The sequence below is a fragment of the Thermomicrobiales bacterium genome (genome assembly GCA_041390825.1).
In the GTDB taxonomy this organism is placed as follows: Bacteria; Chloroflexota; Chloroflexia; order Thermomicrobiales; family UBA6265; genus JAMLHN01.
The window spans coordinates 20,830-32,689 of sequence record JAWKPF010000041.1 but is presented as its reverse complement, the minus strand read 5'-3'; the positions used below and the strand labels follow the sequence as shown (position 1 = coordinate 32,689).

The following is an 11,860-nucleotide window of genomic DNA, read 5'->3' as shown; positions in this document are numbered from 1 at the left end:
CGTCGCCGCGGCTTGAACCGTGCCCTCGGCTGCGTCGACCGCACCGGCAACTTTGGTTGCACCGGCTTCGACCGATCCTTCGACCGCGCCGGCAATCTTGGTCGCGCCGGCTTCGACCGTGCCCTGCGCAGCCGCGATGATCCCTGTGCCTTCGGTGGCCTTCGATTCCACAGTGCCTTCGACATCGCCGACGATCTCGGTCGCCGCTGCTTCCACGGTGCCCTTACCGGCATCGACCGCCTCAGCAACCTTCGTGGCGTCCGCCTCAGCCGAACCCTCGGCATCCGCAACGATCTCAGAACCCTCGGTCGCTTTCGCTTCGACCGATCCTTCGATCGCGGCCACGACCTCGGTCGAGTCTGCTTCGGCGGAACCTTCCACTCCGGCGACCGCACCCGAGACCTCGGTAGCGGCTGTCTCGACGGTGCCTTCTGCAGCTCCAGCAATCTCTGTGGCGTCGGCTTCGACGGTGCCCTCGGCATCGGCGACTGCTGAAGAACCCTCAGTGGCAGCGGCCTCGACGGTGCCGGCTGCACTCTCGACATCGGATTCGATCGTGCCAGCTGCGGCTTCGGCAGCGGTCGCTTCGATCTCGGCTGTGCCTTCGACTCCCGCTCCCGTCGATTCGATTGTACCAACCGCTGCTTCTATGGTTCCGACTGCGGCATCGCCGGTTGGAGTTGCCGTTGGCTTCGCATCCTCTTCGCGTCCGCAGGCCGCCAGAACGACCAGACTGAGCACAAGAATGATTGAAAGCGAGCCGAAACGGCTCATCAGGCGACGCGCGTCCATTGCCACATCCCTCGAATTGTGTCGGATTGTCGGAGTTGCCCACACGTCGACCGGGCCACGATCGCCCGTGCGGTTCGATTTGCTTTCCGTTGGAATGCTACGCGCTGGGGTGACGGTCCGCAACCGCCCCAACTTCGGGAGCGCCATTGGGTGGCCTCACGAACCCGCGTCAGCGCCCAGGCGTTGCGGACTCACGCGCCAGGAAGTGGAAGCCGTATGACGATATTGGCAAAGTCGTCCACCGTCACCAGGGCGTCGCGCCCAACGATGATGGTCGATTCGTTCTCTTCGATGATTGCCGGTCCGATGGCAGTGAAGTCTCTCCGCAGCGCATAGCGGTCGTAGACGGGCACCTCCTCGAAGCTTCCGGTCTCCTGCACGAAGGCGCGGCGCGTTCCTTTCTGAGCCGCCGAGGTGGAATCTGATGCGCCCGAGGAAAGCAGATCGAGCGGCAAGTGCGGACTCGGGGCAGCGGCGACGAGTCGCCAGTTGATTGCTTCGACAGGGTTGCCGGTCGCCGTTCGTCCGTAGAGGCGCTTGTACTCGTCCTCGAACGCGGACAAGAGTTTGTCCGTCATCGAAGCATCGAGCGGCCCGTCCGGGATACGGACTTTCACCTGATGACCCTGGCCCACATAGCGCAACTCGGCGAAACGCTGATAGCTGATGTCATTGCTGACGGTGCCGGCGCCGGTCAACATGGCAACCCCTTCGCCAGTCATTTCCTGGAATCGTCGATCGACCTCTGGCCAATCGAGCGTCTCTAGCCTGCCAACGAACGTCCGCACGAAATCGAACGAGATGGGAGCGACCAGGAATCCGATCGTGCTCGCCACTCCGGCTCCGAAGGGGACGATGACTTCCGGCGCTCGCAGGATGCGCGCTACTCCATAGGCGTGCACTGGACCAGCGCCACCAAACGCGAAAAGCGGGAAGGTGCGCGCGTCCTCACCCCGCTCGATGGCGTGAATGCGGGCTGCGCCAGCCATCTGCTCGTTGACGACCTGATGGATGCCCCAGGCGGCCTCTTCGATCGTGAGCCCGAGCGGTTCGGCGACGGTGGCGATGGCCGCTCGCGCCTTGTCGATGTCGAGCGGCATCTTCCCGCCCAGAAAATGATCGGCATCGAGGTAGCCGAGCACGAGATCGGCGTCGGTCACGGTCGGCTGGAGGCCACCGCGGCCGTAGCATGCTGGTCCCGGCATGGCGCTGGCGCTATCGGGTCCAACCTTGAGTAACCCGAGTGTGTCGACCCGCGCAATGCTGCCTCCACCCGATCCGATCTCGATCAACTCGATGACCGGAACGCTGACCGGCAGCCCGCTTCCCTTCTTGAATCGATAGACGCGGCTGACCTCGAACTCGTCGCTGAACGTAAGGCCCTGCTGCCCAACCAGACAGCACTTGGCAGTGGTGCCACCCATGTCGAACGCGAGCAACCGCTCGCGTCCACTGAGTTTGCCGATATGCGCCGCGGCAAGCGCACCGGCCGCGGGACCTGACTCGACGAGTCGAATGGGATACCTCGCAGCCGCTTCCGGAGACGAGAGCCCTCCGGACGAGAGCATGATGAAGAGGCTTCCATCGAAGCCGATCGCTTGCAGGGTCTCTAGCAACCCCGCGATGTAGCGCTCGGCCAGTGGACGCACATAGACATTCGCAACCGTCGTGCTCGTGCGCTCGTACTCCCGAATCTCCGGAGCGACGTCGGACGATACCGAGTAGGTCAAGTCGGGAGCGATCTCCAGCAAGCGTTCATGGACCAAGCGCTCGTGCGCGGGATTCTGGTAGCTGTGCAGGAACGAAATGGCCACCGCGGTGGCGCCCTCGGCGCGGATGCGTTCGAGCAGGCCAGGGAGCTCGTCGAGATCGACCGGAGTCGCCACCGATCCGTCGCTGAGGATGCGTTCGTCGATTTCCAGCCGGAGGTACCGTGGCGCCAACGGGGCTGGATGCTCCAGGTTCAGGTCGTAAAGATCGTAGCGGTGCTCCCGGGCGATTTCCAGCGCGTCGCGAAACCCCTTGGTGGTGATGAGCGCGGTCACCGCGCCTTTTCGCTCGATCAGCGCGTTGGTCACGAGCGTGGTGCCATGCACGATCTGATCGACCTGCTCGGGTGGGATGCCCGTCTGATCGGAAAGCTGCCCAATACCAGTCGCCACCGCGCGCGCTGGCTCATCTGGCGTCGTCAGCGTCTTGGCAATCGAGAATCGGCCGGACTCGCCATCGAAGAGAAGGAAGTCGGTAAAGGTGCCACCGATATCGATTCCGATTCTCGTCGAATCTGTCATGTGCTTCTCTCGCCTTTGGCTCCGCAGGTACCGTCGGGGTGAAGACTACCAGTAGTGATGAGGACGAGGTCCGGAGTCCGGAGACCTGGGTTGAGAGTCCAGGGTCCGGAGCCCGGAGTCCTGGGTTGAGAGTCCAGAGTCCAGGGTCCAGTGAATTGCTTCGACCATTGCGGCCGGTTCGGATCGAAACGATCTTCGACGCTCTCCGGACTCAGAACCCAGGACTCTGGACTCAGGACTCTGAACTTCGACTCCATCCGCCCCGCTTGACATTCTGCAGATGCGGCTGCAAGATTCGATCAGTCGAAGAGCGCATTGGCTTCGAAAGGAGCGAGTACGCGCCGGAAACGAAACGCAAAGCGAGCCGGGGAGAGTGTGAGCCTGGCGCGAATCGGGCGCGGAATGGATCCTGGAGCCGCGGTCCAAAAGGTGACGTCGGTCATCGAGTAGGCGCCGCCGGTGTCTCCACCGTTAGCAGGAGCGGTGTATCGGCTGGATGTACCAGCCCGTACATGTCGAGTGGGAGGCGAACGCCTCCAATGTGGGTGGTACCGCGGACGTGCAAATTGCACCTCCGTCCCTCTGAGGGACGGGGGTTTTTTGTTTGTCCGGCGACTGCCAGGAGTCAGGAAGATGGTCCAGGGTACTGTAGCGCCGATGCCGAAGATGGGAGCGCGTGGAAGCGTGACCCCGTCGCTCGCCGAGGTCGAAACCTGGTTGGCGCGCCAGCCGAAGCGGCCCCGGTTCGTGCCGATCTACCGTGAGGTCATGGCCGATACCGAAACCCCGGTTTCCGCCTTCGTGAAGATCAAGCGTGAGGCTCCTGCCTTCTTGCTGGAGAGTGTCGAGGGTGGTCAGCGCGTGGCGCGCTACTCGTTCATCGGTTCGGAGCCGTTCCTCGATATCGTGCTCGACCAGGGGGAGGCGACGGTCACATCCGAGGACGCTATTCGAAGCGAGCGCTACACCGATCCGCTCACCATGCTGAGTTCCGAGCTTGCCTGGTACGACTCGGCGCGCATGGACGATCTTCCGCTGCCACGGTTCCTGGGGGGAGCGGTCGGGTTCCTCTCCTACGAAGCCATTCGGGCCTTCGAGCCGCGTGTGCCAGAAGCTGCCGGTCCTGGCCGGGGTTTCCCGATCGGCCGATTCATGATCGTCAAGAGCCTGCTGGTATTCGACAATCTCGAACGCACTGTCAAAGTCGTGAGCCATCTCGACTTGGCGGACAACCGGCCCATAGCCGACGCCTACGCCGAGGCGAGCCGGGAGATCGACGAACTGATCAGCCGTTTGCGTGCCCCGCTTGGCGAAATGCCGGCCGGCGGAGGCGCGGTCGAGCTGGCGTTGCAAGACCGTATGCAGTCGAACACGCCAATCGAGAGATACCATCAGTTCATCGACGTCGCTCGTGAGTACATCAAGGCGGGCGACATCTTCCAGGTCGTCCTCTCGCAGCGTGTGGATGTCGACACGCCCGCGCATCCATTCACCATCTATCGCGCGTTGCGGGCGGTCAATCCGTCGCCATACATGTTTTATCTCGATTTCTGTGACTACCAGATCGTGGGAGCCTCACCAGAGCTGCTGGTGCGGCTCGAGGAAGGGGTGGTCACCAACCACCCAATCGCCGGCACCCGGCCGCGTGGCGCGACGCCAGACGCGGATGCCGCCCTGGCAGAGGAGCTCATCAACGACGAGAAGGAACGAGCCGAGCACGTCATGCTCGTCGATCTGGGGAGGAACGACATCGGTCGGGTAGCGAAGCCGGGAACGGTCCGGGTGCCGCGGTTCATGGGAATCGATCGCTATTCGCACGTCATGCACATCGTCACCCATGTCGAAGGCGATATCCGCGACGACATGACCGCATTCGATGCGCTGCGCGCGTGCTTTCCGGCCGGAACGGTATCGGGCGCGCCGAAAGTGCGCGCCATGGAGATCATCGCGGAGCAAGAAATCGACAAGCGCGGACCCTACTCGGGCGCAGTCGGCTATATCGACTTCGCGGGTGACATGGATACCTGCATCGCGTTGCGAACGCTCGTCTACAAGGACGGAATTGCCTCGCTGCAGGCGGGAGGCGGCATCGTGGCGGACAGCACGCCGGAAGGCGAGTACGCCGAGAGCTATCACAAGATGGGCGCGCTGATCCGCGCCATCGAACTGGCGGAACGAATCGAAGCGGACGAGCGGGCCTTCGCCGCCGCCGATGCGGAGATGCAGTCATGATTCTGTTGATCGACAACTACGACTCGTTCACCTTCAATCTCTATCAATTCCTCAGCGAGCTCGGCGCCCAGGTGGTCGTGCACCGAAACGACCAGATCACCCTCGAAGAGATCGACGCTATGCGCGATCTCGACGGCGTGGTCGTTTCCCCCGGGCCCTGCACGCCCAGAGAGGCGGGCATTTCGATCAATGTGATCGAGCACATGGCTGGCAAGACGCCGGTGCTCGGGGTCTGTCTGGGGCATCAATCGATCGGCGAGGCGTTTGGCGGCGATGTCGTTCGCGCCCCGCAGCTGATGCATGGGAAGACGTCGATGGTCCATCACGACGGAAAGGGAATCTTCCAGGGACTGCCCGATCCGTTCGTCGCGACTCGCTATCACTCGTTGATCGTCGATCGCGAGACGCTGCCCGAGCAACTGGAGATTACGGCAGAGACCGAGGACGGCATCATCATGGGACTGCAACATCGGGAGTATCCCGTCTACGGGGTGCAGTTCCACCCTGAATCGATTCTGACTCCGGTTGGCAAGCAACTGCTGGGGAACTTCCTCGCGACCACCGGAGCCAAACCGAGCACGGCTGTGCAACAGGCCCTCATCGGCTATTGAGCGAGACCATGACCGAAGATTTCGATATCAAGTCCGCGATTCGCAAGGTCGTCGAAGGCGAATCGCTCACCTTCGACGAGTCGGTACAGGCGATGGATCAGATCATGAGCGGCAATGCCACACCCGCGCAGATCGCCTCGCTCCTGACCGCAATGCGCATACGCGGTGAAACCGTCGATGAAATTGCCGGGTTCGCAAGCACGATGCGCGCGCATTCGCGGCATGTGGAGTTGTCGCCAGGCACGGTCGCCATCGACACCTGTGGCACCGGCGGCGATCACTCCGGCACGTTCAATATCTCGACCACCGCCGCGTTTGTGATTGCCGGAGCGGGCATCAAGGTCGCCAAGCACGGAAACCGCTCGGTGACCAGCGGCTGCGGATCGGCGGACCTGCTGGAGGCACTGGGCGTTGCGATCGAACTCGAGCCCGAGCAGGTTTCGTCGCTGGTGGACGAAGCTGGCATCGCGTTCATGTTCGCGCCCGCGTACCACCCAGGGTTTCGCCATGCGGGCCCGGTCCGGAGAGAGATCGGCATTCGCACGGTGTTCAATTTCCTTGGGCCGATGACAAACCCCGCCAAGGTGAAACGGCAGCTGATCGGCGTTGGGGACGGTTCTGTCTCGGATCGCCTGGCCGCCGCGCAAGACCGGCTCGGGAGCGAGCGGGTGCTCGTGGTTCATTCCTCCGAGGGTTTCGATGAGTTCGGCCTTGGAGGACCATCGCGAGTGACCGAGTTCGATCGGTCGACCGGCGTTCGCACCTACGATGTCGATGCCGTGGATCATGGACTTGGACGGGCTCCCGCTGCCGCGGTGAAGGGTGGAGATGCTGCCCGGAATGTGGAGATCACCCGGGCTGTGCTCGCGGGTGAACCGGGCGCCTATCGCGACATTGTCCTGCTCAATGCCGGTGCGGGTATCTACGCAGCCGGACAGGCGGACTCGATCGCGGAGGGCATCGAGATCGCGCGGCAATCGCTCGATTCCGGCGCGGCCGCCTCGGTTGTCGAACGGCTTGTCTCGGCGTCCAACCGGCCCACAACTGAGAGGGTGTCCGCCTGATGATCGATACGACCACTGGCATCATCGAAACCGGCACCATTCTCGACCGTATCATCGAGCGAACCGCGCTCGATGTGGCGGCTCGCAAGCAGGCCGTTTCGATCGAGTCCCTGAGACAGCAGGCTGCTACTGCCGCGCCGGCGATCAGTTTGCGAACGGCTCTGAGCGGACCAGGACTTTCGCTCATCGCCGAAATCAAGCGCGCGTCGCCATCCAAGGGACGCTTCCCCGTGGAGTTCGAGGTCGAACACGTCGCATCGAGCTACACGAGATCGGGAGCCGATGCGATCTCGGTGCTGACCGACGAGCCGTTTTTCCAGGGATCGTTGGCTGACTTGCGGGCGACAGCAGAGGTCGCGCACACGGCCGAACGGTCGATTCCCGTGCTCCGCAAGGACTTCATCATCGACGAGTATCAGTTGATCGAGGCACGCGCCAATGGCGCGGACGCCACGTTGCTGATCGTTGGAGCGCTGACCGACGAACGGCTCCGCACGCTCATGGCGGCTGCCGACGCGGCAGGTATCGAGACGCTGGTAGAGGTTCACGATGAGTCCGAGATGGAACGTGCCCTTCGCGCGGGCGCATCGCTGATTGGCATCAACAACCGGGATCTGCGCACGTTTGCGGTCGATCTGGCCGTTACCGAACGATTGGCGCCGATGGTTCCCGAGACAGTGACATTGGTCGGGGAAAGCGGAATCTTCACTGCCGAGGACGCGGAACGTATGCGGACCGCAGGAATGGATGCAGTGCTGGTGGGCGAATCTCTGATCGTGGCGTCCGATCGGGCAACGGCGATAGGGCAGATCAAGTCGGCTAGCGCGCGTGGACCGCGGCAATGACGATGGTTCCGTCGGGTCCGCTCGTGAAGATCTGTGGTCTGCGCACGCCGGAGCTCGCCCAGGTTACCAGCGATGCGGGCGCTGATCTGATCGGATTTGTTTTCGCGTCATCCCGCCGGCAGGTTACGGCCGAGCAAGCGCGCGACATCATCGAGGCGCTGGACGGCCCGGCAGTTCCGGTTGGGCTCTTTGTCGACCATTCCGTCGAGGAGATCAATGCAACGGCGCGCGCGGCGGGATTGGAAATCCTGCAACTGCACTGGCGCGCAGATGAGTCTGACTTCCAGCGATTCGAACTCCCGTACTACGCCGTGCGCAGGACCGAACCGGGCGCCACGTACGACGAGATCGCTCCAGAGCTCGACCGTCTGCTGAGCTCGCCGAATCCGCCGTTGTGGATCATGGTCGATGCGTATCATCCCACCCAGAGCGGCGGAACCGGGCACCTGGCTGATTGGGAGCTTTCCCGCAGGCTCGCCGCGTCGTTTCCGCTCATGCTCGCCGGAGGGCTCAACCCGGAGAATGTCGCCAACGCGATTGCGCAGGTGCGCCCGGCGCATGTGGACGTGAGCAGCGGTGTCGAAGTCGATGGAATCAAGTCGCCCGAGCTGGTGCGAGCATTTGTCGCCAATGCCCGCGCGGCGTTCGATACCTATTCCTCCGCGTCGGAGATCACGGTCCAGTCCTGACCGCTGGTGCAGAGCCAGGCGAGCGCGTCGCGCTGCTGCAGCGTGACGACGTAGTACATCTCGACCTCCTCGTCGGTCCATTTTCGCACCGGCTTGCTGCCGATGCGCAGATCACCGCTCGGGTAGGTCTGGAACAGCCCGGAAGCTTCTGCTTCCCGGGCGACCAGTTCGATCGATTGCTGTTCGTCAGCGGTCAGATCGCCCCCTTCCAGCCGCGCGCCGAACTCGACATCGACCCGCCAGTGGACGACCTCCATCACTTCCAGCAACGCGGCCGCTTCTTCCTCGCCCGGCAGCTGCGTGCCGGCTTCGATCTCATCGACCCCGAGATTCAGGATGTCTTCGAGGAGCTCCTCGACGGCGCCAACGGGGAGAGGCGGAAGCGGCAGCTCGCGGATCAACCCGCACGCATGCCCGATGGCGCCGAACGCTTCCGCCGCCAGGATCATCGGGGTCGATTCCTCTTCGGGGAGCTGGCCGATTGGCGTCTGGAAGATCTGCAGTTCCTCGGGGGCTAGCGCCGCGCCGGCGCTCCCGGCAAGCAGTTCAGCCAGCAGGTCGAAACGGCGCTCCTCCACCTCGTCGGTGCGCCCCTCTTGTTCGGCCACTGCTTCCAGCAGTGACCGTTCGACGAGTGCCCGCAGCACGATCAGCCGGTCGACGACGGCTGCTCTTGGCTGCAGATCGATGGTTATGAAGTCGTCCTGCTCGTCGATAGCATCCATTAGGACCTGCTCCTACACGTTGAAGAGGAAGTTGATGACATCGCCGTCCTCGACGATGTAGGTCTTGCCTTCGCGCCGGAACGTTCCGCGCTTCTTTGTTTCAGCGAGACTGCCCGCATCGATCAGGTCCTGATACCCGACGATCTCGGCCCGAATGAACCCGCGCTGAATGTCGGAGTGAATCGCGCCCGCTGCTTCGACCGCGGGCGTTCCGCGTCGTATCGTCCAGGCACGACACTCGTCCGGGCCAACGGTGAAAAAGGGCATGAGGCCAAGAAGCTCGAAGGAAACCCGGATGATTCGGTCGCGGCTCGATTCGTCGATGCCCAGGTCCTCCATGAAGACGGCGGCATCCTCTGCTTCGAGCTGCCCGATTTCCATCTCGATCTGTCCGGCCAAACCGTCGATCGCCACGCCTGGGGCGGCGAATTGCTCGCGCAATTTCTCGATGAGTTGGTCACCCGTTTCGCCAAGCTGGCCCTCCCCGAGGTTGACCAGGATCAGCAGCGGCTTGATCGTCAGTAGACCAAACCCACGCAGGAGCTTGCGATCCTCTTCCTCGAGCTCATCGACGATCTCCCGGAGCGGGGTATCGGCTTCCAGCGTAGCCTTCAGTCGCTCCATCAGCTTCTGCTCGCGTTCGTATGCCTCTTGTTCGGTTCCCTTCATCTTGGGCAGTTGCTGCACGACGCGTTGCAGGCGTTTGTCGACAACGGCGAGATCGGAAAAGGCGAGCTCGAGATTCATGGTCTCGATGTCGCGAGCCGGATCGACCGATCCCTCTGGATGGGGAGTCGATTCATCTTCGAACGCGCGCACCACGTGCACGAGCGCATCGCCCTGACTCAGGTGACCAAGCAGCTGGCCGCTCATCCCCTGTTCGGAAACGCCCTTGTCGATGCCACGCACATCCAGATACTGCACGTCGGCTGGGACACGGCGCTGGGGCTGAAAGAGCTCGGTCAGGGTATCGAGCCGCTGGTCGGGCACCTTGACGGTAGCCAGGTTCGGTTCGTCATCGCCGCCGAACGAGCCAGTTTCGGCCGTGGAGCGAGACAGGGCATTGAAGACCGTCGACTTGCCGGAGCTGGGCAAGCCGATGATCACGAGTTTGGTGGTCACGTTGGCGAAATCTCCGTCCAGGCTGGCGCGGCCGGGCGGTGCCGCCCGGCGTCGTTCAGCCGGTAAGTATGGCGCAGATTGGGTACGGGGTGACTACGGGTCCGGATCGCGGAGAATCCGGGCGATCGTTGCCCGATTCAGACGAACGATATCGGCGCTTTGGATGCGCAGCATATGCAGGTCGTCCCCCGAACCACCGTAGAGCTCAGCCTGCCCGGCAACCGCTGCATCGACCACCACGATTGCATCCTCCGGGAGATCGATCGGCGCGACACCGCCAGCGGGATAGCCAGTGGTGGAGCGAACATCCTCGGGAGGAGCAATACGGACTTTCGGGAGGCTGGCTGCTTCGGCAAGCTTGTGCCGATCGACCTTGTCGGCGCCACAAGCAATTGCAACGACCAGCTCACCGGCAGGGCCAATGAAGACCAGTGTCTTGATGATGCGATCTGCCGCAACGCCGAGCGCCGCCGCAGCTGCTTCGACAGTCGGAACTCCCTGGGGTGTGGAAATGAGCTCCGCATCGAGGTCGAGGCGATCGATGACCGCTTGAACGCGGCTGGTACCTGGGCTGCTCAACGGTGTCGACGTCGAGGGTCGAGCGCATCGCGCAATCCATCGCCAAAGAAGTTCAGACCCATGACGACCGTCAGGATCGCCAGCCCGGGGAAGGTCGAATACCACCAGTATTGCAGACCGATCTTGGCGCCCTGGTTGACCATGGCTCCCCATTCAGCGGTGGGAGGAACGGCGCCGATCCCGATGAAGCTCAAGCCGGCTGTAAGGACGATGGCTGCGCCGACGTCGAGGGTTGCCTTGACCACAATGGGTGCGTCGGTGCTCGGCAAGATATGCCGGAAGAGCACGCGTGGCCCCGACACGCCGACGGACTTGGCCGCGGTCACGAACTCGTTTTCCTTGATGGTGAGCACTTGTCCGCGCATGAGCCGCGCATATTCCGGCCAAAGCACGAGGATCACCGCGATCATGGCATTCGAGAGACCTGGACCGCCACGGGCGGCCGCGATCGCCATCGCCAGAATGATCGACGGAAACGAGAGCACGGCATCGCAGATACGCATGATGAGGGTGTCGAGCTTGCCGCCTGCAAACCCCGCAATGGCGCCGATGGTGCAACCGATAACTACCGTGATCGCCACGACGAGGATGCCGGCCGGCACCGATACACGCGACGCGTAGATAACGCGGCTCACGAGATCGCGCCCGACGTCGTCCGTGCCGAATGGGTGACTCCAGGATGGTGCTTGCAGCTTACGGTCCATCTGCACGAAGTTGGGATCTTCCAGCGGCAAGATCGGGGCGATCAGCGCGAGCAAGAGCCATCCGGCAACGATCAGGAATCCGATCATCGCCACTGGTTCTCGTCTGAGGGTGTAGAGCACCATGCTGAGCTGGGAGCGATGCTTGGGCATCGTTCCCATTTCGGCAATTTCGACGGTGGAGACCGCGGTTGTCACCGATGCCATGG

11 protein-coding genes are annotated in these 11,860 nt (G+C 62.9%); 5 read left to right on the top strand and 6 right to left on the bottom strand.

Going from position 1 to position 11,860, the window contains the following annotated elements; genetic code table 11:
* The coding region (locus tag R2855_17615) for a hypothetical protein (GenBank protein ID MEZ4532815.1) at positions 1-792 on the bottom strand (792 nt) is incomplete at its 3' end.
* A gap of 191 nt (positions 793-983) precedes the next feature.
* The gene (locus tag R2855_17610; protein ID MEZ4532814.1) at positions 984-3,083 is read right to left on the bottom strand and encodes a hydantoinase/oxoprolinase family protein; all 2,100 of its coding nucleotides are present in this window, start codon (positions 3,081-3,083) and stop codon (positions 984-986) included.
* Positions 3,084-3,716: 633 nt separating this feature from the next.
* Between R2855_17610 and trpE the strand changes: the two genes are divergently transcribed.
* Genes trpE through R2855_17585 form a run of 5 tightly spaced genes read left to right on the top strand, consistent with a single transcriptional unit; the run spans position 3,717 to position 8,524 of the window.
* Positions 3,717-5,315 carry an anthranilate synthase component I gene (trpE, locus tag R2855_17605; protein MEZ4532813.1) on the top strand — a complete coding sequence of 533 codons (1,599 nt, stop codon included), beginning with the start codon at positions 3,717-3,719 and terminating at the stop codon, positions 5,313-5,315.
* Positions 5,312-5,926 (top strand): aminodeoxychorismate/anthranilate synthase component II, encoded by a 615-nt coding sequence (locus tag R2855_17600; protein MEZ4532812.1) that lies wholly within the window; start codon positions 5,312-5,314, stop codon positions 5,924-5,926. The genes trpE and R2855_17600 overlap by 4 nt, the downstream gene beginning before the upstream one ends.
* Positions 5,927-5,934: 8 nt before the next feature.
* Positions 5,935-6,990, top strand: coding sequence for an anthranilate phosphoribosyltransferase (gene trpD / locus R2855_17595; GenBank protein MEZ4532811.1), 1,056 nt, complete (start codon positions 5,935-5,937; stop codon positions 6,988-6,990).
* Positions 6,990-7,835: an indole-3-glycerol phosphate synthase TrpC gene (trpC, locus tag R2855_17590; GenBank protein MEZ4532810.1), complete on the top strand. Its 846-nt coding sequence runs from the start codon at positions 6,990-6,992 to the stop codon at positions 7,833-7,835. Before trpD ends, trpC begins: the two co-directional genes overlap by 1 nt.
* Positions 7,832-8,524: a phosphoribosylanthranilate isomerase gene (locus R2855_17585; protein MEZ4532809.1), complete on the top strand. Its 693-nt coding sequence runs from the start codon at positions 7,832-7,834 to the stop codon at positions 8,522-8,524. The genes trpC and R2855_17585 overlap by 4 nt, the downstream gene beginning before the upstream one ends.
* Here R2855_17585 and R2855_17580 read toward each other — a convergent pair.
* The 4 genes from R2855_17580 to R2855_17565 all read right to left on the bottom strand — a co-directional run bounded on the left by R2855_17580 (position 8,488) and on the right by R2855_17565 (position 11,858).
* The gene (locus R2855_17580) at positions 8,488-9,249 is read right to left on the bottom strand and encodes a hypothetical protein (protein MEZ4532808.1); all 762 of its coding nucleotides are present in this window, start codon (positions 9,247-9,249) and stop codon (positions 8,488-8,490) included. The genes R2855_17585 and R2855_17580 overlap by 37 nt on opposite strands.
* 12 nt (positions 9,250-9,261) lie before the next feature.
* Complete coding sequence (ychF, locus tag R2855_17575; GenBank protein ID MEZ4532807.1) at positions 9,262-10,371, bottom strand: redox-regulated ATPase YchF; 1,110 nt, start codon at positions 10,369-10,371, stop codon at positions 9,262-9,264.
* Between the two features lie 93 nt (positions 10,372-10,464).
* Positions 10,465-10,950, bottom strand: coding sequence for a YbaK/EbsC family protein (locus tag R2855_17570; GenBank protein ID MEZ4532806.1), 486 nt, complete (start codon positions 10,948-10,950; stop codon positions 10,465-10,467).
* Positions 10,947-11,858: an ABC transporter permease gene (locus tag R2855_17565; GenBank protein MEZ4532805.1), complete on the bottom strand. Its 912-nt coding sequence runs from the start codon at positions 11,856-11,858 to the stop codon at positions 10,947-10,949. The genes R2855_17570 and R2855_17565 overlap by 4 nt, the downstream gene beginning before the upstream one ends.
* Positions 11,859-11,860 lie beyond the last annotated feature (2 nt).